Genomic DNA, 26,204 nt, shown 5'->3' with positions numbered 1-26,204 from the left:
CCATAACTCCTAACGCAGTCACTTTAGTTGAATGAGTGCTCTTCAGCGGGGTAAATTCCTTGCTCCACGTCCTGAATATAGTGTTGCACCGCCGAGCGGATATCGCCGCTTTGCGCTAGGAAGTTTTTAGCGAATTTAGGCGTGTGGCCGCCGGTGATGCCGAACGCGTCGTGCATCACCAGGATTTGGCCATCGGTGGCATTGCCGGCACCGATGCCAATCACCGGGATGGTCAGTTCTTCGGTGATCTTGCGCGCCAATTCGGTTGGCACGCATTCCAGCACCAGTAGCTGCATGCCGGCCAGCTCCAGATTTTTGGCATCTTCCAGCAGTTGCTTGGCGGCAAGCTCATCACGGCCTTGCACTTTGTAGCCGCCAAACACGTTAACGGATTGCGGCGTCAGGCCAAGGTGGCCGCACACCGGCACCGCACGTTCGGTCAGCATTTTCACCGTTTCGCACAGCCAGCTGCCGCCTTCCAGCTTCACCATGTTAGCGCCGGCCTGCATCAGCTCGGCGGCATTGGCACAGGCCGATTGCGGCGTGGCGTAACTCATAAAAGGCATATCGGCCAGCAACAGACAGGCTGGGGCGCCGCGGCGGACGGCGCGAGTATGATAGGCAACGTCGGCGACGGTGACCGGCAGCGTGGAGTCGTGGCCCTGCAGCGTCATCCCCAGCGAGTCGCCTACCAGCAACACTTTAACGCCTTGCTCTTCAAACAGTTTGGCAAAGCTGGCATCGTAGGCGGTGAGGGAAGCAAACTTGCGTTGTTCCTGCTTCCACTGGCGCAAATGGGTCACGGTGGTGGGTTTCATCACTACGTCTCCTGAATAGGACCGAGCGGTATGCGCAGGGCCCTGGCTGCAAAAAAGTGCTGTCATTCTACTGTAACCCTAACGGGGTGGGTAGCGCAGATCATCATGCTTAAGAGCTTCTTAAGAACCTTGTGGTGTAATGGGCGGCAATGGCTAAAAAAGGACGCACATGCGAATTTTGCTGATAGAAGATGACAAGTTAATTGGCGACGGCATCAAGGCCGGTTTGACCAAACTTGGCTTTAATCTGGACTGGTTTACCGATGGTCTGGTGGGGAAAAACGCGCTGGAAAGCGCGCCTTACGACGCGGTTATTCTCGATCTCAGCCTGCCGGGTCTCGACGGTTTGGATCTGCTGCGACAGTGGCGGCAGGCTGGCCATGACGTGCCGGTGCTGATCCTCACCGCGCGTGACGCGTTGGAGCAGCGGGTCAGCGGCCTGCAGAGCGGCGCTGACGATTACCTGTGCAAGCCTTTTGCCCTGGCGGAAGTTGCGGCTCGCCTGCAGGCGTTGATCCGTCGTCGCCACGGCCAACTGATGCCGCAGCTGGTACATGGCAATGTGGTGTTTGACGCCGCCACCCGCAGCGTGAGCTGCAACGGTGAACCGGTCACGCTGACACCGCGCGAGCTGGCGGTGCTGGAACTGTTTCTGCACAACAAGGGGCGGGTGCTGGCGCGGCCGCTGATCCAGGAAAAATTGTACAACTGGGACGACGAGGTCAGTAGCAACGCGGTAGAAGTGCATATTCACCACCTGCGACGCAAGTTGGGCAATAGTTTTATCCGCACCATTCACGGCGTGGGTTATACCCTGGGGGATGTGCCGTGAAACATCTCAGTCTGCGGTTGCGGCTGATCCTGATCTTCAGCCTGCTGGCATTATTGACCTGGTGCTCCGCCAGTTTGGTGGCGTGGATGATGACGCGCAACAACATCAACGAAGTGTTCGATACCCAACAGATGTTGTTCGCCAAACGCCTGGCGACCGCCAATCTGGGGGATCTTTTGGCCGACGAAAATGCACGCAGCCTGCCGAAAACCAAGAAGCTGGTGCATCACGGTAAACGCGGCGAGCAGGACGACGACGCGCTGGCGTTCGCCATTTTCGACCATAACGGCAAGATGTTGCTCAATGATGGCGAGAACGGGGCGGATTTCCTGTTTGATGGCGCACGCGAAGGCTTTACCGATGGTGAACGCAAAGGTGATGACGACAGTTGGCGGCTGCTGTGGCTGACCAGCCCGGACGGGCGTTATCGCATCGTCGTGGGGCAGGAGTGGGACTATCGACGCGATATGGCGTTGGGCATGGTGACTGGGCAACTGGTGCCCTGGCTGGTGACGCTGCCGATCCTGATGCTGCTGATTGCCTTGATGGTCGGGCGAGAACTGAAGCCATTGCGCACGGTCGCCACTGGACTGCGCAAGCGCGCTCCGGATGACGCCACACCGCTGGACGCGCGCCAGGTACCTACCGAAGTGCGCCCACTGGTGGATGCGCTTAACGCGCTGTTTGCCCGCATTAATGCGCTATTGGTGCGTGAGCGGCGCTTTACCTCCGATGCGGCCCATGAGCTGCGCAGCCCGCTGGCGGCGCTGCGGGTGCAGACGGAAGTGGTGCAACTGGCGGGTGATGACGAACAGATGCGCGAGCATGCGTTGGAAAACCTGACGGTGAGTATCGATCGCGCGACCCGGCTGGTGGATCAGCTGCTGACGCTTTCGCGGCTGGATTCACTGTCTGATCTGGCCGAACTGGAAGCGGTCGACTGGGGGCAACTGGTGCCGATGACCCTGGCCGAACAGGATCGTCATGCCCATGCCGCAGGTGTCACGCTGCGCTATGAACAGCAGGGCACACCACCGCCGTTACAGGGGCAAGCGCTGTTGCTGTCGCTGCTGGTGCGCAATCTGGTGGATAACGCAGTGCGTTACACGCCGGCAGGCGGCACCGTTACGGTGAAGCTGACAGAGCGGATGCTAAGGGTCGAAGACGATGGTCCGGGCGTGACGGAGGAACACCTTACAAGGCTGGGGGAACGTTTTTATCGCCCACCAGGACAGGAACAAACCGGCAGCGGGCTGGGATTATCCATAGTGCAACGTATCGCCAGTTTGCACGGTCTGCGCATCAGTTTTGCCAATCGGCCAGAAGGGGGATTTGTCGCGCAGGTGGTGCTGTAAGGGCGCCGTATATGAACTGCGCCCGACGCTGGCGTTTACTTGGGTTTATGCCACAGTTCCATGCCATTTTCCGGCACGCGCTTCAGGCAACTGGTCAGTGACTCACCATCCGGGAAAATCAGGTCAGGGGCGATTTCCGCCAGCGGGTAGAGCATGAACTCGCGTTCTTTCAGGCCGTAATGCGGCACCGTCAGGCGATCGGTATGAATAACCTGATCGCCGTACAGCATGATGTCTAAATCGAGGGTGCGTGGGCCCCAGCGCTCATCTTTGCGCACGCGGCCCTGATTGCGTTCTATCGCCTGGGTATGATCCAGCAGCTGTTCCGCGGGCAGCAAGGTATCCAGCGCCACCACCGCATTGAGAAAGTCCGGCTGGTTTTGCGGCCCCAGCGGCTTGGTACGGTAAAACGAAGAACAAAGGATCAACCGGGTGCGCGGGAGATGCTCCAGCGCTTCCAGTGCGGCCTTGACCTGTTGCAACGGGTGCGCCAGGTTACTGCCCAGCGCGATATAAACGCGGATCATTATTCCCCTTCTTTACGCGGCGTCCGACGGCGAGGGCGGCGTTGACGCGTGCGACGCGGCGCCGGATCGTCACCCAAGGTACTCAACATGTTCTTTTGGCGCGCCGGGGTGGCTTCCTGGAACTCGCCCCACCATTCGGTCAGACGCAACATCTCCTGGTTTTCTTCCACTTCGGCACGCAGCGCCAGCAGATCGTAAGCGGCGCGGAATTTCGGGTGTTCCATCAGCTTGTGCGCGCGCTTGCCCTGGCGGCGAGACAGACGGAGCTGCAACTGCCAGATATCGCGAACCAGCGTGGTAATGCGTTTCGGGATCGCCAATGAACGGCATTGCTCGTCCAGCACGTCATTCATGGCCAGTGCGAAGGCGTCGTAGTACGCCAGACCGCTTTCCTGCGCCAGTTTCTGCGCATGTTCCAGCAGCGGATACCAAAGCATAGCAGCAAACAGGAATGCCGGATTGACGCGCATGTCGTTTTGCAGACGGTAGTCGGTGTTCTTCAGCACCTGAACCAGAATACGCTCCATTGGCGTGTCATGGGTCGGGGTGAAGTGACGCGCGATCTGCGGGAACAACGGCTGGAACAGCTGGTATTCACACAGCTTCAGATAGGTTGGGTAACCGTAGCCTGCCTGCAGCAGTTTCAGCGACTCTTCAAACAGGCGCGCCGGTGGGATCTCATGCAGCAGCGAGGCCAGACGCGGGATCGGCTCGGCGGTTTCGTCACTGATGGTCATGTCCAGCTTGGCGGCAAAGCGAACCGCACGCAGCATGCGCACCGGGTCTTCGCGGTAGCGGGTTTCCGGATCGCCGATCAGACGAATCACGCCCTGCTTCAGGTCGCGCAGGCCGTCGACGTAATCACGCAGGGTGAAGTCCGCCACGCCGTAATACAGGCTGTTGATGGTGAAGTCGCGACGCTGAGCATCTTCTTCGATCGAACCGAAGATGTTGTCGCGCAGCAGCATGCCGTTTTGGGCCTGCTGGGAAGAGTTTTTGTCAGAATCCGGCGTTTGCTGTTCGTGGTGGCCACGGAAGGTGGCAACCTCGATGATTTCCGGCCCGAACATCACGTGCGCCAAACGGAAACGGCGGCCCACCAGGCGGCAGTTACGGAACAGCTTGCGCACTTGCTCCGGCGTGGCGTTGGTGGTGATGTCGAAATCTTTCGGTTTTTTGCCCAGCAGCAGGTCACGTACACCGCCGCCGACCAGATAAGCTTCGAAGCCGGATTTATTCAGGCGGTACAGCACCTTCAGCGCGTTCTCACTGATGTCTTTACGTGAGATGGAGTGCTGATCGCGGGGGATAACGGTCATTGGGCCGGTTCCCTCTGCGGCAGGAAAAGGTGGGCGTTTACGCGGTGCCTGCCGGCGGGCAGGAGTATCTCTGCCGCGATCGGCGGAACGTTGCTGCGGCGCAGACGGCTTCGCAGCCACCGCGCTTTCTTCGCGGACTACGTTTGTATCGCTGACCGGCGCATCGTCACGCGGCAGCTTGTCATCGCGGGTTAGCACCTTACGGCAGAAATTGGCTACTCGGGTAAAAATGGTACACCTCGATAGTGTCTGAAAAAAATGGCGCTAACAAAAAATAGCGGCTAATCATAGCTCACCATGGCTCTTTTGAGAATGCTGATGTGTTTTCGTCCAGGGGAATAGCCTCCTGACGCGGCACATCATCCAGCTTCCAGTGTGCGATCGCCCAGCTCAATAATAACGGCAGGTCAAGATCTTGCCAGCTTTCCGGCAGCGGTTGGCGCAGAAACTTCAGTGCGGCAACCAGCACCGGGCGCGGATCGCCTGCGGGCAGCGCGGGCGCATGGTTTTGCTTCGACAATTTGATGCCGTTGGCACCCAGCGCCAACGGCAGATGAACATAGGCGGGCACCGGCGCCTGTAACTGACGGTACAGCGCAATCTGACGCACGGTAGGTTCGATCAAATCGGCGCCGCGCACGATTTCGGTCACGCCCTGAAAATGGTCATCAACCACCACCGCCAGGTTATAAGCGAACAGCCCATCGCGTCGACGGATAATAAAGTCTTCCCGCGCCAACGCCGGATCGGCCTGCAATTCACCCTGCAGGCGATCGTGAAAGGCATAAACCGGGCTGGATTGGCGCAAACGGATGGCGGCGCCCTGCGGGCCGAGATTCAAAGCACGGCAATGACCATCATAAAGACCGCCAATCTGCTGGATACGACTGCGGGTGCAGTTGCAGAAATAGCTCAGTCCCTGCTGATGCAGGTGTTCCAGAGTGGCGCGGTAAGCTTCGTGACGTTGGGATTGATAGATGACCTGGCCGTCCCAGTGGAGACCATAGTGTTCCAGAGCGGATAAGATACGATCGGCCGCACCGGCGACTTCGCGCGGGGGATCGATATCTTCAATGCGAACCAGCCATTGCCCGTGTTGGGCACGAGCCTGGAGGTAGCTTCCCAGAGCGGCAATCAGCGAACCAAAATGCAGATCCCCGGAAGGCGATGGGGCAAAGCGCCCCACATAATGTCTTTCTTGCATATCAGAGGGGAAACTTTCCCTTTTCTCTGTGCGGCGCACACTGACGCGCACGCCGCAGCGATAACAACTGTATTAGCCGGCCATCTGCTTTTCGCGGATTTCGGCCAGAGTCTTGCAGTCGATGCACAAATCGGCAGTCGGACGCGCTTCGAGGCGACGAATGCCAATCTCCACGCCGCAGGATTCGCAGTAGCCGAAATCTTCGTCTTCTACTTTTCGCAGCGTTTTCTCGATCTTTTTGATCAGTTTGCGTTCGCGATCGCGGTTACGCAGTTCAAGGCTGAATTCTTCTTCCTGAGTGGCACGGTCGGCCGGGTCAGGGAAGTTTGCTGCCTCATCCTGCATATGCGATACAGTACGGTCCACTTCATCCCTGAGCTGGTTGCGCCATGCTTCAAGAATGCGCTTGAAATGCGACAACTGGGCGTCGTTCATGTACTCTTCGCCCGGCTTCTCTTGGTACGGCTCCACCCCAGCGATGGCGAGAATGCTCAAGGACGAGGTTTTACGGGTTTGCCCTTCTTGCATGTTGCTTCTCCTACATACACACGCACTATCGAATCCCCAATGCGGGGGAAAAACAGGCCGCTATAAATACCAGATGGGGAGTAGGTTGGCAATTATTCCTGTCGCCTGCTTGACAATGGTGTGAAGGAAGGCGTATTTGGCGATGCGCTAACCGGTAGTCGGATTATTTGTACCCGGTCAGCGCTAATCGATAAAAAACGGTAACTTATCGCAGAGAGATATACCGTCAGGTGATAATTTAGCCCCATAACAAACCACTTCTACGCCCAACTGCTGAACCTGTGCCAACAGTGCCGCATAACGCTCATCTATATGATGTGCCGGTGCGACCTGCTCAATACCGCTATGTAACACAGCAAAGAACAATACCGCCCGTTGCCCGCTTTCAACCACGCTTTGCAACTCACGCAAGTGTTTCTGTCCTCTGAGCGTTACCGCATCAGGAAAGTAACCACGTTGTTGTTGCAGTAATGTGACTGACTTAACTTCAATATAGCAGTTGGCTCGATTTTCTGCCTGTAATAACAAATCGATACGGCTATTTTCACTGCCATATTTTACTTCGCTGCTGATTTTACTGTAACCGGATAATTCATTGATTAGATTCTGTTCGATTGCCTCGCGTACCAGCCCATTGGCACGCAGGGTATTTACGCAGATCCAATCCCCCTGTTGGGTATGCGTCAGTTCCCAGCTGTGGGCGTATTTGCGTTTGGCATTATTCGAGGTGGAGTACCAAACGGTGTCGCCTGGAGTCGCACAGCCGGTCATGGCCCCGGTATTGGCGCAGTGCAGCGTGAAGGTTTGCCCTTCTGGCGTGACGACGTCCGCCAGAAAGCGTTTGTAACGTTTAATCAGCGTGGCATGGCGCAGGGGGGGCGTAAAAATCATGGGGTGTCCTGAGGGGCTAAGGGCCATTGTTCAAGCATCTGATAACGCGTGCGGCCGTTTTCAAAAACTGACTGGTATAAGGCGAATTCGTTGACGCTGAAGTGCCAGCCCGGCGTTGCGGGCGGTATGGCGACCGGCTGGGTCGCGGAGCGCAGCAGGGTGATATGCGGATGAAACGGCATTGGGCTTTGGTAGCAGCCGCTACGCGCCGCCTGCGAGCGCAGCAATTCCGCCAGTTGCAACAGCCCACGTGGTGCGCGCCGGGTGCCAAGCCAAACGACGCCGGGACGCGGCCAGTGACCGAGATCATCGAGCACCATGCTGAAACCGGGCTGACTGATGCGACCGGCCAGTTTTTTCAACGCCGTTTCTTTCTGCGCCGTGACGTCGCCGAGAAAGGCCAGCGTCAGGTGCAAATTGGCGGCCGCGACCGGCCGACCGGCTTCCGGCGTAAAGGCATCGGCACGCCAGCGGATCACCTGCTGCTGCAGCGCATCAGGCAAGGTCAGGGCGAAAAACAGGCGGCGCGAACTGGACATAGATACCCGGCAAGTAAATGAAACGCAGAGTCTAATGCTACAATGTGCGCCGTCTAATGTTAACCACTACGGAGAGTTCTGTGTCTTCACTGCCCGTCAGCGCGGTTCTTGATGAATTGCTCACTGCGCTGCAATCCGCTCCGCAGGTTCTGCTGCATGCGCCGACCGGTGCCGGTAAATCGACCTGGCTGCCATTGCAGATCCTGGCTAAAGCCGGATTGCCTGGCCGCATTATCATGCTCGAACCCCGGCGGTTGGCGGCGAAGAACGTGGCGTACCGGCTGGCGCAGCAGTTAGGGGAAGAACCCGGTCAGACCGTGGGCTACCGCATGCGCGCCGAAAGCAAAAGCGGGCCGGAGACCAAGCTGCTGGTGGTGACCGAAGGCATTCTCACCCGCATGCTGCAGCAGGATGCCGAGCTGCAGGGTGTTTCGCTGGTGATCCTCGACGAATTCCACGAGCGCAGCCTGCAGGCCGATTTGGCGTTGGCGCTGCTGTTGGACGTACAACAAGGGCTGCGCGACGATCTGAAACTGCTGATCATGTCGGCGACGCTGGATAATGCCCGTTTGGCGCAGCTGTTGCCACAGGCACCGGCGGTGGTGTCTGCCGGGCGCAGCTTCCCGGTCGAGCGCCAGTATCAGCCTCTGGCCAGCCACCAACGGCTGGAGGACGGCGTGGCGGCGGCGGTGAAGCGCCTGCTGTCTGAGCAAACGGGATCGCTGCTGCTGTTCCTGCCCGGCGTGGCAGAAATCAACCGGGTGCTGGAGCGGTTGAACGGTGAAGTGGCGGCCGATACCGAGCTGTGCCCACTGTACGGCGCTTTACCGCTGGCGCAGCAGCAGAAGGCGATTCAACCGGCGCCGACCGGTCGCCGTAAAGTGGTGCTGGCGACCAATATTGCCGAAACCAGTCTGACCATCGAAGGTATTCGGTTGGTGGTGGACAGTGGGTTGGAACGCGTTGCGCGTTATGACGTGCGCAATGGTCTGACGCGGCTGGTGACTCAACGTATCAGCCAGGCGTCGATGATCCAGCGCGCAGGCCGCGCCGGGCGTCTGGAACCGGGCATCTGCTGGCATCTGTTTGCCAAAGAGCAGGCTGAACGGGCGGCAGAGCACGCCGAGCCGGAAATCCTGCAAAGCGATCTCGCCGGTTTTTGGCTGGAACTGCTGCAATGGGGTTGCCATGACGTCGGGCAACTGACCTGGCTCGACCGTCCGCCGGAAACGGCGCTGGCCGCCGCAAAAAGGCTATTGCAGCAGCTTGGCGCCACCGATGACGCGGATAAGCTCACGGCGCGTGGCCGACAAATGGCTGTTCTGGGCTGTGAGCCGCGTTTGGCGGCGATGCTGACCCACGGCGCAGAACTGGGGGCAGATGGGTTGGCGACGGCAGCTGCTTTGGCTGCGTTGCTGGAGGAACCCCCACGCGGCGGGCAGATGGATATCGGCTACTGGCTGAGTCGTCCGCAGCCAAATTGGCAGCGCCGCGCTACACAGCTAGCTCGCCGTCTGCAGGTGAAAGCGGGGCGGATTGATGTCGAACTGGCACCGCGGCTGCTGGCATTGGCGTTTACCGATCGCATTGCCCAACGACGGGGGCAGGATGGCCGGTATCTGCTGGCCAACGGCATGGGCGCGGCGATGAATCAGGATGAAGCATTGTCACGTGCCCCCTGGCTTATCGTGCCAAGCCTGCTACAGGGGTACAACAGCCCCGATGCGCGTATTCTGCTTGCGTTGCCGGTGGAAATTGATGCACTGGCGGTGCAGTTGCCGGCGATGGTTTCCCAGCAAACGGCGGTGGAATGGGATGAAGAAAAGGGCACTTTACGTGCCTGGAAACGCCAGCAAATTGGTCGTCTGACGCTGCGTGCTCAACCGTTGGCCAAGCCGGCGGACGAAGAGCTGCAGCAGGCATTGATTAACTGGGTTCGCGCTCAGGGAATAGCGGTACTCAACTGGGATACCGCCGCCGAACAGCTGCGGCTGCGCTTGCAGTGTGCGCAAAACTGGTTGCCGGAGGCCGCCTGGCCGCCGGTCGACGATGAGTCGCTGTTGGCCTCGCTGGAGCAGTGGTTATTGCCGTCGCTCGGTGGCGTGCGGGACATGCGCGGATTAAAACAGGTGAATATCGCCGAGGCTTTGGCGCGGTTGCTGAACTGGCAGCAAAAACAGCGGCTGGATAATGCGCTACCCACTCATTACACTGTGCCGACCGGCAGCCGCTTGCCCATCCGTTATGATGCCGGAAAACCTCCGGCGCTGGCGGTGCGTTTACAGGAAATGTTCGGTGAACAGCGCAGCCCGATGTTGGCCGAAGGTCGCATCCCGGTGGTGCTTGAGTTACTCTCACCGGCGCACCGGCCGTTGCAAATTACCGGCGATCTGGCGGCGTTCTGGCAGGGGGCTTACCGGGAAGTGCAAAAAGAGATGAAAGGGCGCTACCCGAAACACGTGTGGCCGGACGATCCGGCGAATACCGCCCCGACGCGGCGCACGAAAAAATATCAGTAGCCTCGTCATATTTGACGCCGCATCTGTGTTGGCTGTGTTCACTTACCCGAATCACTTACTAGAGTAAGCTCATCGGGATAAGCTCTCTCACCGCGTTACTCGGCAGAGCCTCGCCCCGTTGGGGCCAGCGCAAGCGCTGTTCAACAAAACCGTTGGTTTTGTTGTGATGCAACGCCAATTATTTAGAAGAAGAATTCAGATGTTTCTTCTGTTCAGCGGTCTGGCGCCGCGACAGATTAAGCGACTCATAATGGCCGGCAGTGCCGCCAAGTCTGGAGAACAACAGCAATGGCTGGGGATGACCGCGAGCCCATCGGGCGCAAAGGGAAACAACCAACACGCACCGCGTCGCGCAAGCCGCCGCGCCGTCGTCGAGATGACGATTACGATGATTACGAGGAAGACGAGTACCAGGATGACGATGATGATTATGAAGACGAGGAAGAACGCATGCCGCGTAAGGTAAAAGCGACTCCGCCGCGTAAAAAACGCCGTTGGCTCGGCCTGCTGATCAAACTGATTCTGGTGGTTGCCGTGCTGTTGGCGATCTACGGCGTGTACCTGGATTCGCAGATCCGCAGCCGCATTGACGGCAAGGTCTGGCAGTTGCCGGCGGCGGTTTATGGCCGCATGGTCAACCTGGAACCGGGCATGCCGTACAGCAAAAAGGAAATGGTCAATTTACTCGAGGGCATGCAATACCGCCAGGTAAGCCGCATGACGCGCCCGGGTGAGTTTACCGTGCAGGCCAACAGCATTGAGTTGCTGCGTCGTCCGTTTGATTTCCCGGACGGCAAAGAAGGGCAGATCCACGCGCGTCTGAATTTCCAGAACAATCGTCTCGCGAATATCGAGAACATGGAAAACCAGCGCAGCTTCGGCTTCTTCCGTCTCGATCCGCGTCTGATCACCATGTTGCAGTCGCCGAACGGCGAACAGCGGCTGTTCGTGCCGCGCGCCGGTTTCCCTGACCTGCTGGTGGATACGCTGATTGCCACCGAAGACCGTCACTTCTATGAGCATGACGGCATCAGCCCTTACTCCATCGGTCGTGCGGTGCTGGCTAACCTGACCGCCGGACGTGCGGTGCAGGGCGGCAGTACCCTGACGCAGCAGTTGGTAAAAAACCTGTTCCTGACCAACGAGCGTTCGCTGTGGCGTAAGGCCAACGAAGCCTACATGGCGTTGTTGGTGGATTACCGTTACAGCAAGGATCGCATCCTTGAGCTGTATCTGAACGAGGTTTATCTCGGCCAGAGCGGCAACGATCAAATTCGCGGCTTCCCGTTGGCCAGCCTGTACTACTTCGGCCGTCCGGTGGACGAACTGAGCCTGGATCAACAGGCACTGCTGGTGGGCATGGTCAAGGGCGCGTCGCTGTATAACCCTTGGCGTAACCCGAAGCTGGCGCTGGAACGTCGTAACCTGGTGCTCAAACTGTTGCAGAACCAGGGCGTTATTGATGCTGAACTGTACGACATGCTCAGCGCTCGTCCACTGGGCGTGCAGCCGAAAGGTGGGGTGATCACACCGCAGCCGGCGTTTATGCAGATGGTGCGTCAGGAGCTGCAAGCCAAGCTGGGCGACAAGGTTAACGACTTGTCCGGGGTGAAAATCTTCACCACGCTGGATCCGGTGTCGCAAGATGCGGCGGAAAAAGCGGTTGAAGACGGCGTACCGGCCCTGAAGGCGGCTCGTCATGTTCAGGATCTGGAAGCGGCGATGGTGATTGTCGATCGTTTCAGCGGCGAAGTTCGCGCCATGGTCGGCGGTGCCAACCCGCAGTTTGCCGGGTTTAACCGTGCCATGCAGGCGCGTCGCCTGGTCGGTTCACTGGCCAAGCCGCCGACGTACCTGACCGCGCTGTCTGAGCCGGACAAATATCGTCTGAACACCTGGCTGGCGGATCAGCCGCTGACGCTGAAATTGTCGAACGGCACCGTCTGGCAGCCAAACAACTATGACCGCAAGTTCCGTGGGCAGGTGATGCTGGTGGATGGCCTTGCCTTTTCACTCAACGTACCGACGGTAAACCTGGGTATGTCGGTTGGCCTGGATCAGGTCAGCGCAACGCTGCAGCGTTTGGGCATTCCGAAAGCTGAAATCAATCCGGTGCCTTCGATGCTGCTCGGCGCGATTGGCCTGACGCCGATGGAAGTGGCGCAGGAATACCAGACCATTGCCGGTGGCGGCAACCGTGCTCCGCTGTCTGCGGTGCGTTCGGTGATTGCTGAAGACGGTTCGGTGCTGTACCAGAGCTTCCCGCAGGCGGAGCGCGTGGTACCGGCACAGGCGGCTTACCTGACGCTGTATGCGATGCAGCAGGGCGTAGCGCGCGGGACTTCCCGCTCATTGTCGGTGAAATTCCCCAACTACAATCTGGCGGCGAAAACCGGTACCACCAACGACCTGCGCGACAGCTGGTTTGCCGGTATCGACGGTAAAGAAGTGGCTATCGCCTGGGTAGGGCGCGATAACAACGGCCCAGCCAAGCTGACCGGTGCCAACGGTGCGCTGACGCTGTATCGCCGCTATCTGGAAAACCAGACGCCGCTGCCGCTGATGCTGCAACCGCCGGAAGGTATCAACCAGATGACTATCGACGGCAGCGGTAACTTCGTCTGTGGCGGCGGTGGGCGTACCATTCCGGTATGGACCGATAATCCGCAGGGGTTGTGCCAGGCGAGTCAGGCCGCTCAGCAGCAGCAACAAGAGCAGCAGCAACAGCCAGCGGGCGAACAAAAAGATGCTGACGGCGTTGCCGGCTGGATCAAGGACATGTTCGGCCAGTAAGCGACCTTGCATGTCACCGCTCAGGTGAAAAGTTTTTCTTTATTATTAAGCCCGTAACTTCCCGTTGCGGGCTTTTTTATTTCTCTGCGCAGTTTATTTCCACCTGCTTGATGTGGCTAAGCGGTTAATCGCACACCAATTTACCGGCCGAATTCGACTTGCAGTTTAATTTAGCTTCTGCATAAAATGCCGCGATTATAATAATTATTATCGTTTACATTCGTTATCAAATAATTCATCAGAGAAACCACCTATGTCGACCAAGCGTCTTCCTTCCGCGGCCAAGCAGAGCCGTTCTCACGTCAGTGGGTTAGCGATGACTATCGCTGCCGCCCTTGGCACGCTGGCTATGCCGGCATTTTCCGCCGATACCAAGTCCGCCGCCAAGGAAGAGACCCTGACCGTGGTGGGCAGCAGCCAATCGCAGCAGGAAAACGCCTGGGGACCGGTAGGGACCTACGCGGCCAAACACAGTGCCACCGGAACCAAGACCGACACGCCGATTGAAAAGACTCCGCAGTCGGTTTCCGTCGTGACGCGTGAAGAGATGGATATGCGCCAGCCGGATACGGTAAAAGGCGCACTGGCTTATACGCCGGGCGTGATGGTGGGCAACCGCGGCGCCTCTACCGCTTATGATGCCGTAAATATTCGTGGTTTCAGTTCGGTAGGTACCAACATGTACCTGGATGGGCTGAAGCTGCAGGACGATAACTATTCCATTTACCAAATTGACCCTTACTTCCTGGAACGTGCGGAAGTGTTGCGTGGCCCTTCGTCGGTGCTTTATGGGAAGAGCAACCCGGGCGGGGTTGTCGCCTTGGTCAGTAAGCGGCCGACCACGGAAACCCTGCGTGAAGTTCAGTTTAAAATGGGTACCGACAATCTGTTCCAGACCGGCTTCGACTTTGGCGGGGCATTGGATGATGACGGCATTTATTCCTATCGCTTGACCGGTCTGGCGCGAGATGAAGATCAGCAGCAGGTCGGTGAGAAGAGCAAACGCTATGCGATTGCGCCTTCTTTCAGCTGGCGGCCGGATGATCGTACGTCACTGACATTCCTCAGCAGTTTCCAGGATGACCCAAGCGTGGGCTTCTATGGCTGGCTGCCGAAAGAGGGGACGGTACAAAATGGGATTAACGGCAAGTTGCCGACCAGTTTCAACGACGGTGAGCCGGGTTATAACAACATCTCGCGTAAGCAACAGATGGTGGGATACGCCTTTGAGCATGGCTTTGATGATGTGTGGACCCTGCGTCAAAACCTGCGTTATTCCAAGATGGACGTGGACTACCGTTCTATCTATGGCCAGGGCATCAGCGCGACCAATCCTGCAGAGTTGACGCGTGGGGTGATGAACTCGAAAGAGCATTTGTCGAGTTTTGCAGTGGACACTCAGGCGCAGGCAAAGTTTGCGACGGCAGCGGTTGATCACACCTTGCTGATGGGTGTGGACTACATGCGTATGCGTAACGACGTCGTTTATCAGTATGGCAGTGCTTCTAGCCTTAATGTGGTGGCGCCGCAGTACGGCAATCAAAGCTATACCATTACCGGCGGCGCCAGTCAGGTTAACCGCCAAGAGCAGACCGGGCTTTACGTACAGGATCAGGCCGAGTGGAACAACTGGGTGCTGACCATGGGCGGGCGTTATGACTGGAGCGACACCAACAGCACCAATCGTTTGAGCCAGAACGCGGTATCCAAGCAAAAGGACAACGAGTTCACCGGCCGCGCGGGTTTGAACTATGTATTTGAAAACGGCATTGCGCCCTATGTCAGCTACAGTGAATCCTTTGAACCCACTTCAGGGACTGACTTTAGTGGCAATACCTTCGCCGCTTCCAAAGGCAAGCAGTATGAAGCCGGGGTGAAGTTTGCACCTAAAGATCGCCCAATTACTGCCAGCATTGCGATTTATCAGCTGACCAAAACCAACAATAAGGTGGCGGATCCGGACCATGTATTCGCCAGCATACAAGGGGGCGAGATCCGTTCCCGCGGGGTAGAGCTGGAAGGCAAAGCCGCACTGACGGCCAACGTCAACCTGCTGGGGTCTTATACCTACACGGATGCCGAGTACACCAAGGACACCACGCAACAGGGCAATACCCCGGCGGCGATTCCAAAACATATGGCTTCAGTGTGGGCGGATTACACCTTCCATGAAACCGCACTCAGCGGGTTGACCCTGGGCTCCGGCGTTCGCTATGTCGGTTCCAGCTATGGTGATGAAGCCAACACCTTTAAAGTAAAGGACTATACGGTTGTAGATGCGGCGATAAAATACGATTTGGCGCGTTTCAATCTGCCAGGCTCCTCGATTGGCATCAACGTGAACAACCTGTTTGATAAAGAATACGTCTCCAGCTGCTTTGCCACCTATGGCTGCTACTGGGGCGCTGAACGCCAGGTGGTCGCCACCGCAACCTTCCGCTTCTAATCGGATTACCGGGGCGGCGCCATGTCGCCCCGGACAGAGTAGGACCTATGCAGGATAAACACCTCAATCACGACGCCACCTTTACCCTGGACAGCGCCAGCTTTGCCGTTCCCGGCCGCGTGCTGCTACAACCCTTGTCGTTGACCTTTCCCGTGGGGAAAGTCTGCGGGCTGATCGGCCACAACGGCTCCGGCAAATCGACCTTGCTGAAAATTCTCGGTCGCCATCAAAATCCAACCGCCGGTACGGCGCGGCTTAACCAGCAGCTGCTGAGCCAATGGGACAGCAAGGCCTTCGCACGTCAGGTCGCTTATCTCCCTCAACAATTACCCGCCGCGGAAGGGATGACGGTGCGCGAACTGGTGGCGATTGGCCGCTACCCCTGGCACGGCGCCTTGGGCCGCTTTGGCGTTAACGATCGCCAGCAGGTGGAAGAGGCGATTGCGCTGGTGGGGCTGAAGCCGTTTGCCAACCGCCTGGTCGACAGCCTGTCCGGCGGCGAGCGTCAACGCGCCTGGCTGGCGATGATGGTGGCGCAAGACAGCCGTTGTCTGTTGCTGGACGAGCCGACCTCGGCGCTGGATATTGCCCATCAGGTTGAGGTACTGGCTTTGATCCAACGTCTGAGCCATGAGCGTGGCCTGACGGTGATTGCGGTGCTGCATGACATCAATATGGCCGCACGCTACTGCGACCATCTGGTGGCGTTGCGCGGCGGCGAGATGATTGCCCAGGGCACCCCGCTGGAGTTGATGCAGGGTGACGTGCTGGAGCAAATCTACGGTATTCCTATGGGTACGCTGCCGCATCCAAGCGGCGGCGCGCCGGTGAGTTTTGTCTACTGATGCCTGATTCTTCTGATTTTCATCATGATGCCGTTCGCCGTCGCCTGCTGACGGCCATGGCGCTGTCGCCCCTACTGTTTTCCTTGCCGAGCCAGGCGGCGGCAACGCCACCCGATCTTGCGCGCATTGTGGCGCTGGAGTGGTTGCCTGTCGAGCTGCTGCTGGCGCTGGGGATCACGCCGCTGGCCGTCGCGGATATCCACAACTACAACCTGTGGGTAGAAGAGCCGAAAATGCCGGCGTCGGTGATCGACGTCGGTCAACGCACCGAACCGAATCTGGAATTGCTGCAGCAGCTGCGGCCCTCGCTGTTGCTGCTGTCGCAGGGATACGGGCCGACGCCGCAAAAGCTGGCCCCTATCGGCCCGACCATGAGCTTCGGCTTCAATGACGGCAGCGGCAAACCGCTGACGGTGGGCCGGAAGTCGTTAGTGCAACTGGCGCAGCGGCTGGGCCTTGAGGCACGGGCAGAGCAGCACCTGATCCAGTTCGATCGATTTATCCAGGATGCGCGTCAGCGGCTGCAGTCTTACAGCCGACAGCCGCTGCTGCTGTTCTCCCTGCTGGACACGCGCCATGCGCTGGTCATTGGCCAGAAAAGCCTGTTCCAGGAGGTGATGGACCAGCTTGGGATCCAAAATGCCTGGGAGGGGGAAACCAATTTCTGGGGTACGGCGGTGGTGGGCATTGAGCGCCTGACGGCGGTAAAAAATGCGCGCGCGATTTATCTCGATCACGGCAATCAGGCCATGATGGAAAAAGTCAGTTCTACCCCACTGTGGCAGGCATTGCCGTTTGTCAGGCAGAACCAATTGCGTCAGGTGCCGGCTGTGTGGTTTTACGGCGCGACGCTGTCAGCGATGCGTTTTTGCCATCTGCTGGAGCAGGCGCAGGAGAGTTATTCATGAGCGCACGCATTCGCGCATTACCGCTGACATTGCTGCTGTTACTGTTGGCGGCGGCGGGCGGCCTGACGATCTACAATCTGCTGCAACAGCTGCCCTGGGCACTGTGGGGACAGGCGCTGAGCGCGCCGAACATCGACGATGTGCGCCAAATGTTGTTCCACTACAGCCTGTTGCCACGGCTGTCGGTGTCTCTGTTGGCCGGTGCCGGCTTGGGGCTGGTTGGCGTACTGTTCCAGCAGGTGCTGCGCAATCCGCTGGCGGAACCGGCGACGCTCGGCGTGTCAGCTGGGGCGCAGCTTGGGCTGACTATTGCCACTTTGTGGATGTTGCCGGGCGGTGAGATGACCCGGCAACTGGCGGCAATGGCTGGCGCCATCCTGGTCGGCGGGCTGGTGTTCGGCGTGGCCTGGGGCAAACGTATGTCCCCGGTGACGCTGATCCTGGCCGGGCTGGTGCTGGGGCTGTATTGCGGGGCGGTCAACAGTCTGCTGGCACTGTTCAATTACGATCAACTGCAGGGTCTGTTCCTGTGGAGCACCGGTGCGTTAAACCAGCAGGACTGGAGCACCGCGCAGTTTATCCTGCCGCGCCTGCTGATTGCCGGGGTGTTGGCTGTGCTGCTGTTGCGCCCGCTGACCTTGCTGGGGCTGGACGATGGCGTTGCGCGCAATCTGGGTTTAGGGTTGTCGATGGCGCGTTTTTGCGCGCTGGCGGTGGCGATAATTTTCAGTGCGATGTTGGTGAATGCGGTAGGCGTCATTGGCTTTATTGGCCTGTTTGCACCGCTGATGGCAAAAATGCTGGGCGCGCGCCGTCTGGCGCATCGCATGATGCTGGCGCCGTTGCTGGGGGCGCTGCTGCTGTGGTTGACCGACCAGGTGATGATCGGGTTGACGCAGGTCTGGCGTGAGATCCCGACCGGGGCGGCAACGGCGCTGTTTGGTGCTCCGCTGTTGCTGTGGTTGTTGCCGCGGTTGCGCAGTGCCGCTACGCCGCCACCAATGAACCTGGGTGACAGGGTACCTGCCGAACGCGGTCATCTGTGGGGTTGGGCAGCACTGGCAGCGACGGTGTTGCTGGCCGGCATTGCTGTGGCATTGATGTTTGGTCAGAACGCCACAGGCTGGCACTGGAGCCAGGGCGCAGAGCTGGAGTCATTGATGCCGTGGCGCTGGCCACGCGTGCTGTCAGCGCTGGCTGCGGGCATGATGCTGGCGGTGGCGGGGACCTTGATCCAAAAGCTGACCGGCAACCCGATGGCCAGCCCGGAAGTGCTGGGTATCAGCTCCGGCGCGGCCTTTGGCGTGGTGGTCATGCTGTTTATCGTGCCGGGGGATGCCTTTGTCTGGCTGCTGCCTGCCGGGAGCCTGGGGGCAGCGGCGACGCTATTGGTGATTATGATTGCCGCCGGGCGCGGTGGTTTTTCCACCGAACGCATGCTGCTGGCCGGTATTGCGCTCAGCACGGCCTTTACCACCACCATTTTCCTGCTGCTGGCGAGCGGCGATCCGCGTATGGGCGGGTTGCTGACCTGGATTTCAGGTTCCACCTACTCGGTGACGCCGGAACAGGCGGTACGTACGGCGGCCATTGCTGCGCTGCTGATCGCGTTGGCGCCATTGTGTCGCCGCTGGCTCAGTATTCTGCCTTTGGGCAGTGCCACGGCCCGTTCGGTGGGGATTGCGCTGACGCCGGTGCGAGTGGTCATTCTGCTGCTGGCTGCTACGCTGACGGCGATGGCGACGTTGACCGTGGGGCCGTTGAGCTTTATCGGCCTGATGGCGCCGCATATGGCACGTATGTTGGGCTTCCGCCGTGCGTTACCGCAGATGGTGATAGCCGCGCTGTTGGGGGGCTTGCTGATGGTGTTTGCAGACTGGTGTGGCCGTATGGTGATGTTCCCGTACCAGATCCCTGCCGGGCTGCTAGCTACCTTTATCGGGGCGCCGTATTTCGTTTATTTACTGCGTAAGCAAACCTCGTAACCGACGTCGTTCCTGCCGTTTCTATCCTCCAAGGCTCAGCATCGCTGGGCCTTTATTTTTTCGTATTTTCATACCATTGCAAAGCTTTGCGTACGGCTGCGCAGAACGGGTATTCAGTGTGGAAAGGGGGCTGAGATCTGAGGGGCGGTGCATATACTGCGTGCGGGTGCTCTGGATCTTTCGTCCCGAGCATTCGTAAGGGATAGAAAGAGAAAAGCCCCGTGTCGATATACATCAACCCGAGGCCAACTCTAACGCCAGACAACGTTAGGTTAGCTTCTTACCCGCCGAGAGGCAAGGAGAAGGAGGCATGATGCCGAACAAAGGGAGTGTCCTAAAACTGGTCGTTATTTGTGCCACTGTAATATCACTGGCATGGATAACACGCAGCAAACTTTGTGAGCTGCGGATCCGATCGGGCAACACGGAAGTTGCGGCCATTCTGGCTTACGAATCCAAAAGGTAAGGCAACCCAACGGCGGGAGTATTGCTCCCGCCTGTTGGTTGTTTGAGCGTGGATCCACGAGCACCCATCCGCTAAAAACAAAAACGGCAAGCCAAGGCTTGCCGTTTTCACATTCGATACGCAGGCTTATTTCAGGCCAGCAGCATCGCGCAGCAATTCTGCTTTGTCGGTCGCTTCCCAAGGGAAGTGCTCGCGGCCGAAGTGACCGTAAGCTGCAGTTTCGCGGTAGATCGGCTGCAGCAGATCCATCATCTGGATCAGGCCGTATGGACGCAGATCGAAGAACTCGCGTACCAGCAGGGTCAGCTGTTCGGTAGGGACTTTCTCGGTACCGAAGGTTTCCACCATGATGGAGGTTGGCTCCGCCACGCCGATAGCGTAGGAAACCTGGATCTCACAGCGGTCAGCCAGGCCGGCGGCAACGATGTTTTTCGCCACGTAGCGCGCTGCGTAAGCCGCTGAACGGTCAACCTTGGACGGATCCTTACCGGAGAACGCACCGCCACCGTGACGAGCCATGCCGCCGTAGGTATCAACGATGATTTTACGTCCGGTCAGGCCGCAGTCGCCCATTGGGCCACCGATAACGAAACGGCCGGTCGGGTTGATGTGGTATTTGGTGCTGGCGCTCAGCCATTCTGCAGGCAGAACCGGCTTGATGATCTCTTCCATCACCGCTTCTTGCAGATCTTTCAGAGAGATATCTTCGGAATGCTGGGTGGACAGTACCACCGCATCGATACCGACGATTTTGCCGTCGTCATATTGGAAGGTGACCTGGCTTTTCGCATCCGGACGCAGCCACGGCAGAGTGCCGTTTTTACGGACTTCGGACTGGCGCTGCACGAGGCGGTGCGCGTAGGTCACCGGTGCCGGCATCAGCACTTCGGTTTCGTTGGTAGCATAGCCAAACATCAGGCCCTGGTCGCCAGCACCCTGTTCCAGAGGATCGGTACGGTCAACACCCTGATTGATATCCGGGGATTGCTTGCCGATGGCGCTCAGTACGGCACAAGAGTTGGCGTCGAAGCCCATATCCGAATGAACATAGCCGATTTCGCGCACGGTTTTACGGGTGATCTCTTCGATATCTACCCAGGCGCTGGTGGTGATTTCGCCGCCAACCAGAACCATGCCGGTTTTAACGTAGGTTTCGCAGGCTACGCGTGCTTTAGGATCCTGTTCCAGGATGGCGTCGAGAACGGCATCGGAGATCTGGTCAGCGATTTTATCAGGATGTCCTTCGGAGACGGATTCGGACGTGAATAGGTGTTTAGCCATGGTGTTCTTTACCTTGCATAAGACGGGTTAGAAATTACTGCACAGCGCTGGAGATCCGGCATCAAAGCGAAGGGTCTTCCGCTGATGGCGCGAGATGCTTCCTGCAACGCCCCTCAGGCAAAGCCGTTAAGCAGTTTATCAGTTAACCAGTATAGATGGATTAACATCTGGACGTCTATTTTAGGTCAGGCCTTAGCCGGATTGCCAGTATTTTTTTGCCCTTTCGCTCTTTTGCGCAAAGCTTCCGGCGCCATTTTCATCGCTTGAAACAGTTTCCGACAAATTTTCATTTTGCATTTTCCCCGTGTTATCGGTATAAACTGCGCGCGCGGCTCATTTGGTGCACAGTGCGGGGTACGAAGTTGTAAACTTCTGTGACGCCTCCACGGGGGGTCTGATTGTCAGCCGCAGACGCCAACCTTTGGCGTCGCCGCTTCATAGAACGGTCACGTTCTTACACTATTAATAGAGGCTCAGTCGTTCATAGAGGGCGACGTGCGTGGAGGTGGTTGGATTAATGATCCGTTGTCTACCGGTTGTTGGTTCTCAACAGCAGTGCCGTTCTGGCGCACATTCTTCTGCTATTTCCCGTCTTGTCTCTACACCACCTTCCAGGTGTGATAAACACTTGGGCGCTACTCAGGATTCTCGGGCCGGTTAACGGTCGTCTGAAGAACTGAACAAGGGTAGCCTGCAGCCTTCCTGTGGGATGTTTCTTGACCCGATTCACGAGGTTTGAACAGGGTGTCTTACAATTATATGAGTAATAAACCGATCGCTGACCGCGAACGGCAGTTTTATTCGCTGCCGCAAGGGCGGTTTGTTGGGTTGTTCTCGCGGGTTGTAGCTGCGATAGTGGCTGACTGTATCGTCAGTACGCGATGTGAGGCGAGTAATGTCTGATGATCTTTTGATTCACCGTCCGTCAGCAACGGGCGAATCTATATCTTTGCGCTCCATGCAGGAGGTTGCCATGAATGATCGTGATGCCAGCAAGATGCTGCGCACTTATAACGTCGCCTACTGGGGCAACAATTATTATGACGTCAATGAACTGGGCCACATCAGCGTGTGCCCGGATCCGGACGTCCCGCAGGCACGTGTCGATCTGGCCGAGCTGGTGAAGCAGCGTCAAAACGACGGTTTACGTCTACCGGCACTGTTCTGCTTCCCGCAGATCCTGCAGCACCGTCTGCGTTCGATCAATGCCGCGTTCAAACGTGCGCGTGAGTCGTTCGGCTATGAAGGTGGCTATTTCCTGGTTTACCCGATCAAGGTAAACCAACATCGCCGCGTGATTGAATCTCTGGTCAATTCCGGCGAACCGCTGGGGCTGGAAGCCGGCTCCAAGGCCGAACTGATGGCGGTGCTGGCGCATGCTGGCATGACCCGCTCGGTGATCGTGTGTAACGGCTATAAAGACCGTGAATATATCCGTCTGGCGCTGATCGGCGAAAAGCTGGGGCACAAAGTGTACCTGGTGATCGAGAAGATGTCCGAGATCAACATGGTGCTGGAAGAGGCCGAACGCCTGAACGTGGTGCCGCGCCTGGGCGTGCGTGCGCGTCTGGCGTCGCAAGGCTCCGGTAAATGGCAGTCGAGCGGCGGCGAAAAGTCCAAGTTCGGTCTGGCAGCCATTCAGGTGCTGAAGCTGGTGGAAACCCTGCGTGAAGCGGGCCGTCTCGACAGCCTGCAACTGCTGCACTTCCACCTGGGTTCGCAACTGGCCAATATTCGCGATATCGCCACCGGCGTACGTGAGTCGGCGCGCTTCTACGTCGAACTGCATAAGCTGGGCGTGAACATCCAGTGCTTCGACGTGGGCGGCGGTCTGGGCGTAGATTATGAAGGTACCCGTTCGCAGTCCGACTGTTCGGTGAACTACGGCCTGAACGAATACGCCAACAACGTGATCTGGGGCATCGGCGACGCCTGTAATGAACACGGTTTGCCGCACCCGACGGTGATCACCGAATCCGGTCGTGCAGTGACCGCGCATCATACGGTACTGGTATCCAACGTGATCGGCGTTGAACGCAACGAATTCAGCGAACCATTACCGCCTGCTGAAGACGCGCCACGCGCGCTGGAAAGCATGTGGGAAACCTGGCAGGAAATGAACGAGCCGGAAAATCGCCGCTCGCTGCGTGAATGGTTGCACGACAGCCAAATGGATCTGCACGACGTTCATACGCAATATGCACACGGCATGTTGGATCTGACCAAGCGTGCCTGGGCTGAGCAGCTGTATCTGAACATCTGCAACAAGATCCAGCAGCAGTTGGATCCGAGCAACCGTGCACACCGCCCAATCATCGACGAACTGCAAGAGCGTATGGCGGACAAGTTCTACGTCAACTTCTCGCTGTTCCAGTCGATGCCGGACGCCTGGGGTATCGATCAGCTGTTCCCAGTACTGCCGCTGGAAGGCCTGGATAAGCCGCCGGAAGGCCGCGCGGTGCTGCTGGACATCACCTGTGACTCGGATGGCACCATCGATCACTACATCGACGGTGACGGTGTGGCGACCACCATGCCAATGCCGCCGTACGATCCGGAAAACCCGCCGGCGCTGGGCTTCTTTATGGTTGGCGCCTATCAGGAGATCCTCGGCAACATGCACAACCTGTTCGGCGACACCGCCTCGGTTGACGTGTTCGTGTTCCCTGACGGTACGGTAGAAACCGAGTTGTCCGATGAAGGCGATACCGTTGCCGATATGCTGGAATACGTGCAGCTTGACCCTACCGCACTGTTGGCCAAGTTCCGCGATCAGGTGAAAGAAACCGATCTGGACAGCGAACTGCAGGCGCAGTTCCTGGAAGAGTTCGAAGCCGGTTTGTACGGTTATACTTATTTAGAAGATGAATAAGTAGAGCGCTTCTGAAAGGCCGGGCATCCAACGGATGTCCGGCCTTTTTTATACCCTGATGCCTGACCGGCTATTTTATTTACTCATCTTTCAATTTTAGGACGTGTTTTTTCCACCAGCGGCTGGTAACGAATAAATATCCTGATGCGATAAGGAAAGAGTAACCTAGCGTTTTAAGCATTATGCCGGTGCTAATGGTTTCCCCTTTAACCAGAAAGACAAGCGCATAGCAAAGAAAGAAAAGCGAAAATATTTTGAGAAATTTTATAATCACTACCGCCCCCTACAGATGCTGATAAGCGCGTTCATTACTACCACAGCGCTTGTTCACCCACAAGGCGCTGATAAAAATAGTCTACGGCGATCATGGATACGGGAACATAGATAAGCACTACCTCTATGGATATTTCATTCAGTGAGTCAAATTTAGAACAAAGATAACCCAACGGAATACTTGATAAGAAAGTGAGAGTTTCTAGCGTGATATAAAGTTTTTTGTTTTTAATTATTCGCCGTTGGCGCACAGGCATAATATTAAACATGGCTTTACTGATCTCGTGTTATCTAAAGGTGTAAAAATTAATTGTTAACATTTCTGTTGATCTATTTTTAATAAAGTGGGTTGCATAATTAACCTATATATTTTTCTTGCCAGCTAAAGGGATCAGAATCACAAAGTTCAAACCTCGGCGGACGGCAAGGGTCACACGACGGTAGGATTCAGGGTATATACTGGCTAACGACGAGCAGCCGATATGATGATGTGCGCTCTTGAAGCGCGAGCGAAATGCGGCGATAATCTGCTGCATAGGCAGTACTGAAACAGATTTCGAATGGATCCCTTTCTCGTCGGGCTAACGACGCGGGAGGGATTTTTTTTTGCCAGCGTCTGTGTGATTTTTCAACAGGCGAAACGTTGAAATATGAGGGTTTACTATGAGTACCTTAGGCCATCAGCCCGATAATTCCTTAGTGTCCAATGCTTTTGGTTTCCTGCGCTTTCCGCTGAACTTTATGCCTTACGACAGCGATGCAGAGTGGGTCATCACCGGCATTCCATTTGACATGGCAACCTCCGGCCGCGCCGGTGGCCGTCACGGTCCGGCGGCAATCCGTCAGGTTTCCACCAACCTGGCCTGGGAAGGCAACCGCTGGCCGTGGAACTTTGACCTGCGCGATCGTCTGAATGTCGTCGATTGCGGCGACGTGGTGTTCAACTTCGGCGATGCTCAGGACATGAGCGACAAGCTGCAGGCGCACGCGGAAAAACTGCTGAAAGCCGGCAAGCGCATGCTCTCCTTCGGCGGCGACCACTTCGTGACTCTGCCGTTGTTGCGCGCACACGCCAAACATTTCGGCAAACTGGCACTGGTGCACTTTGATGCCCATACCGACACCTATGCCAACGGCAGCCAATACGATCACGGCACCATGTTCTTCCATGCGCCGAACGAAGGCCTGATCGATCCAACTCGCTCAGTGCAGATCGGGATCCGTACCGAGTTCGACCATGACAACGGCTTCACCGTACTGGACGCGGCACAGGTTAACGATCGTAGCGTTGACGATCTGCTGGCTCAGATCAAACAGATCGTCGGTGATATGCCGGTTTATCTGACTTTCGACATCGACTGCCTGGATCCGGCATTCGCACCGGGTACCGGTACGCCGGTCATCGGCGGGTTGACGTCCGATCGTGCACTGAAACTGGTGCGCGGCATGCAGTCGCTGAACATTGTCGGTATGGACGTGGTAGAAGTCGCCCCGGCGTATGACCAGTCCGAAATCACCGCGCTGGCTGCGGCGACCCTGGGTCTGGAGATGCTGTATCTGCAAGCGGCTAAAAAAACCAAATAAGTTCCTAATAGTATTAACAGGCGGTTATGGGCGGTAAGCCGAGTCGCTTGTAACGGTACCATAGAGAAATACACACAACCGGTATCTATATACCCTATGGATTTCAAGTCGCAGCTAGGCACCCAGCTCGCTCATCCCCAGGAGCTTACTTTTGTAAGTGACTGGGGTGGGGGAGTGCAGGTAACAACGCTGTGACTTGAAAGACGACGGGTATGGAGA

General features: G+C 57.4%; 21 protein-coding genes. 13 read left to right on the top strand and 8 right to left on the bottom strand.

Going from position 1 to position 26,204, the window contains the following annotated elements; genetic code table 11:
• Nucleotides 1-23: 23 nt before the first annotated feature.
• Nucleotides 24-818 carry a 3-methyl-2-oxobutanoate hydroxymethyltransferase gene (panB, locus tag AC1RKC_RS10200; RefSeq protein ID WP_020828568.1) on the bottom strand — a complete coding sequence of 265 codons (795 nt, stop codon included), beginning with the start codon at nt 816-818 and terminating at the stop codon, nt 24-26.
• 169 nt (nt 819-987) lie between these two features.
• Between panB and qseB the strand changes: the two genes are divergently transcribed.
• On the top strand, nt 988-1,650 hold the full coding sequence (qseB, locus tag AC1RKC_RS10195; protein ID WP_020828567.1) for a quorum sensing response regulator transcription factor QseB: 663 nt from the start codon (nt 988-990) through the stop codon (nt 1,648-1,650).
• On the top strand, nt 1,647-3,005 hold the full coding sequence (gene qseC, locus AC1RKC_RS10190; RefSeq protein ID WP_046372658.1) for a quorum sensing histidine kinase QseC: 1,359 nt from the start codon (nt 1,647-1,649) through the stop codon (nt 3,003-3,005). The genes qseB and qseC overlap by 4 nt, the downstream gene beginning before the upstream one ends.
• 35 nt (nt 3,006-3,040) lie before the next feature.
• Here qseC and folK read toward each other — a convergent pair whose 3' ends face one another.
• The 6 genes from folK to thpR form a co-directional block, all read right to left on the bottom strand.
• Nucleotides 3,041-3,532 (bottom strand): 2-amino-4-hydroxy-6-hydroxymethyldihydropteridine diphosphokinase, encoded by a 492-nt coding sequence (gene folK / locus AC1RKC_RS10185; protein ID WP_046372659.1) that lies wholly within the window; start codon nt 3,530-3,532, stop codon nt 3,041-3,043.
• Nucleotides 3,532-5,082: a polynucleotide adenylyltransferase PcnB gene (pcnB, locus tag AC1RKC_RS10180; RefSeq protein WP_071844533.1), complete on the bottom strand. Its 1,551-nt coding sequence runs from the start codon at nt 5,080-5,082 to the stop codon at nt 3,532-3,534. The genes folK and pcnB overlap by 1 nt, the downstream gene beginning before the upstream one ends.
• 61 nt (nt 5,083-5,143) lie before the next feature.
• Nucleotides 5,144-6,055: a tRNA glutamyl-Q(34) synthetase GluQRS gene (gluQRS, locus tag AC1RKC_RS10175; RefSeq protein WP_020828564.1), complete on the bottom strand. Its 912-nt coding sequence runs from the start codon at nt 6,053-6,055 to the stop codon at nt 5,144-5,146.
• 72 nt (nt 6,056-6,127) lie between these two features.
• A complete protein-coding gene (gene dksA, locus AC1RKC_RS10170; protein ID WP_020828563.1) occupies nt 6,128-6,583 on the bottom strand; it encodes an RNA polymerase-binding protein DksA in 456 nt (151 codons plus the stop codon).
• Nucleotides 6,584-6,766: 183 nt separating this feature from the next.
• Nucleotides 6,767-7,474 carry a DNA/RNA nuclease SfsA gene (gene sfsA, locus AC1RKC_RS10165; RefSeq protein WP_493092447.1) on the bottom strand — a complete coding sequence of 236 codons (708 nt, stop codon included), beginning with the start codon at nt 7,472-7,474 and terminating at the stop codon, nt 6,767-6,769.
• Complete coding sequence (gene thpR / locus AC1RKC_RS10160) at nt 7,471-8,013, bottom strand: RNA 2',3'-cyclic phosphodiesterase (protein ID WP_129941504.1); 543 nt, start codon at nt 8,011-8,013, stop codon at nt 7,471-7,473. Before thpR ends, sfsA begins: the two co-directional genes overlap by 4 nt.
• A gap of 56 nt (nt 8,014-8,069) precedes the next feature.
• Here thpR and hrpB point away from each other — a divergent pair, with 56 nt between their 5' ends.
• The 7 genes from hrpB to AC1RKC_RS10125 all read left to right on the top strand — a co-directional run bounded on the left by hrpB (nt 8,070) and on the right by AC1RKC_RS10125 (nt 19,975).
• Nucleotides 8,070-10,532, top strand: coding sequence for an ATP-dependent helicase HrpB (gene hrpB, locus AC1RKC_RS10155; protein WP_493092446.1), 2,463 nt, complete (start codon nt 8,070-8,072; stop codon nt 10,530-10,532).
• A 288-nt stretch (nt 10,533-10,820) separates the two neighbouring features.
• Nucleotides 10,821-13,325 carry a bifunctional glycosyl transferase/transpeptidase gene (gene mrcB / locus AC1RKC_RS10150; RefSeq protein ID WP_261139624.1) on the top strand — a complete coding sequence of 835 codons (2,505 nt, stop codon included), beginning with the start codon at nt 10,821-10,823 and terminating at the stop codon, nt 13,323-13,325.
• Nucleotides 13,326-13,578: 253 nt separating this feature from the next.
• Nucleotides 13,579-15,771, top strand: coding sequence for a ferrichrome porin FhuA (gene fhuA, locus AC1RKC_RS10145; protein ID WP_129983971.1), 2,193 nt, complete (start codon nt 13,579-13,581; stop codon nt 15,769-15,771).
• A 47-nt stretch (nt 15,772-15,818) separates the two neighbouring features.
• The gene (fhuC, locus tag AC1RKC_RS10140) at nt 15,819-16,616 is read left to right on the top strand and encodes a Fe3+-hydroxamate ABC transporter ATP-binding protein FhuC (protein ID WP_046372664.1); all 798 of its coding nucleotides are present in this window, start codon (nt 15,819-15,821) and stop codon (nt 16,614-16,616) included.
• Nucleotides 16,616-17,524 (top strand): Fe(3+)-hydroxamate ABC transporter substrate-binding protein FhuD, encoded by a 909-nt coding sequence (gene fhuD / locus AC1RKC_RS10135; RefSeq protein ID WP_046372665.1) that lies wholly within the window; start codon nt 16,616-16,618, stop codon nt 17,522-17,524. Before fhuC ends, fhuD begins: the two co-directional genes overlap by 1 nt.
• Entirely contained in the window at nt 17,521-19,509 is a 1,989-nt protein-coding gene (fhuB, locus tag AC1RKC_RS10130; RefSeq protein WP_493092445.1) for a Fe(3+)-hydroxamate ABC transporter permease FhuB, read from the top strand. Before fhuD ends, fhuB begins: the two co-directional genes overlap by 4 nt.
• A gap of 313 nt (nt 19,510-19,822) precedes the next feature.
• Nucleotides 19,823-19,975, top strand: coding sequence for a Hok/Gef family protein (locus AC1RKC_RS10125; protein WP_041415673.1), 153 nt, complete (start codon nt 19,823-19,825; stop codon nt 19,973-19,975).
• A 126-nt stretch (nt 19,976-20,101) separates the two neighbouring features.
• Here AC1RKC_RS10125 and metK read toward each other — a convergent pair whose 3' ends face one another.
• Entirely contained in the window at nt 20,102-21,256 is a 1,155-nt protein-coding gene (gene metK / locus AC1RKC_RS10120; RefSeq protein WP_020828554.1) for a methionine adenosyltransferase, read from the bottom strand.
• 517 nt (nt 21,257-21,773) lie between these two features.
• Between metK and AC1RKC_RS10115 the strand changes: the two genes are divergently transcribed.
• The 4 genes from AC1RKC_RS10115 to speB all read left to right on the top strand — a co-directional run bounded on the left by AC1RKC_RS10115 (nt 21,774) and on the right by speB (nt 25,985).
• The gene (locus tag AC1RKC_RS10115; protein WP_464773948.1) at nt 21,774-21,917 is read left to right on the top strand and encodes a hypothetical protein; all 144 of its coding nucleotides are present in this window, start codon (nt 21,774-21,776) and stop codon (nt 21,915-21,917) included.
• 98 nt (nt 21,918-22,015) lie between these two features.
• Nucleotides 22,016-22,159: a virulence promoting factor gene (locus AC1RKC_RS10110; protein WP_115058053.1), complete on the top strand. Its 144-nt coding sequence runs from the start codon at nt 22,016-22,018 to the stop codon at nt 22,157-22,159.
• On the top strand, nt 22,152-24,128 hold the full coding sequence (speA, locus tag AC1RKC_RS10105; protein WP_041414938.1) for a biosynthetic arginine decarboxylase: 1,977 nt from the start codon (nt 22,152-22,154) through the stop codon (nt 24,126-24,128). Before AC1RKC_RS10110 ends, speA begins: the two co-directional genes overlap by 8 nt.
• 936 nt (nt 24,129-25,064) lie before the next feature.
• Nucleotides 25,065-25,985, top strand: a complete 921-nt coding sequence (gene speB, locus AC1RKC_RS10100) for an agmatinase (protein WP_044553357.1) — start codon at nt 25,065-25,067, stop codon at nt 25,983-25,985.
• The last annotated feature ends 219 nt before the right edge of the window (nt 25,986-26,204 follow it).

It is taken from the genome of Serratia sp. GW822-FHT06E05, from assembly GCF_058799445.1.
Note: the sequence above shows the minus strand (reverse complement) of the source record. Positions and strands in the feature narration are given on the sequence as shown.

Coding starts and splice junctions, on each gene's coding strand:
- panB (WP_020828568.1), bottom strand. CDS start 818: ATGAAACCCACCACCGTGACCCATTTGCGCCAGTGGAAGCAGGAACAA.
- qseB (WP_020828567.1), top strand. CDS start 988: ATGCGAATTTTGCTGATAGAAGATGACAAGTTAATTGGCGACGGCATC.
- folK (WP_046372659.1), bottom strand. CDS start 3,532: ATGATCCGCGTTTATATCGCGCTGGGCAGTAACCTGGCGCACCCGTTG.
- gluQRS (WP_020828564.1), bottom strand. CDS start 6,055: ATGCAAGAAAGACATTATGTGGGGCGCTTTGCCCCATCGCCTTCCGGG.
- dksA (WP_020828563.1), bottom strand. CDS start 6,583: ATGCAAGAAGGGCAAACCCGTAAAACCTCGTCCTTGAGCATTCTCGCC.
- sfsA (WP_493092447.1), bottom strand. CDS start 7,474: ATGATTTTTACGCCCCCCCTGCGCCATGCCACGCTGATTAAACGTTAC.
- thpR (WP_129941504.1), bottom strand. CDS start 8,013: ATGTCCAGTTCGCGCCGCCTGTTTTTCGCCCTGACCTTGCCTGATGCG.
- hrpB (WP_493092446.1), top strand. CDS start 8,070: ATGTTAACCACTACGGAGAGTTCTGTGTCTTCACTGCCCGTCAGCGCG.
- mrcB (WP_261139624.1), top strand. CDS start 10,821: ATGGCTGGGGATGACCGCGAGCCCATCGGGCGCAAAGGGAAACAACCA.
- fhuA (WP_129983971.1), top strand. CDS start 13,579: ATGTCGACCAAGCGTCTTCCTTCCGCGGCCAAGCAGAGCCGTTCTCAC.
- fhuC (WP_046372664.1), top strand. CDS start 15,819: ATGCAGGATAAACACCTCAATCACGACGCCACCTTTACCCTGGACAGC.
- fhuD (WP_046372665.1), top strand. CDS start 16,616: ATGCCTGATTCTTCTGATTTTCATCATGATGCCGTTCGCCGTCGCCTG.
- fhuB (WP_493092445.1), top strand. CDS start 17,521: ATGAGCGCACGCATTCGCGCATTACCGCTGACATTGCTGCTGTTACTG.
- AC1RKC_RS10125 (WP_041415673.1), top strand. CDS start 19,823: ATGCCGAACAAAGGGAGTGTCCTAAAACTGGTCGTTATTTGTGCCACT.
- metK (WP_020828554.1), bottom strand. CDS start 21,256: ATGGCTAAACACCTATTCACGTCCGAATCCGTCTCCGAAGGACATCCT.
- AC1RKC_RS10115 (WP_464773948.1), top strand. CDS start 21,774: ATGATCCGTTGTCTACCGGTTGTTGGTTCTCAACAGCAGTGCCGTTCT.
- AC1RKC_RS10110 (WP_115058053.1), top strand. CDS start 22,016: ATGAGTAATAAACCGATCGCTGACCGCGAACGGCAGTTTTATTCGCTG.
- speA (WP_041414938.1), top strand. CDS start 22,152: ATGTCTGATGATCTTTTGATTCACCGTCCGTCAGCAACGGGCGAATCT.
- speB (WP_044553357.1), top strand. CDS start 25,065: ATGAGTACCTTAGGCCATCAGCCCGATAATTCCTTAGTGTCCAATGCT.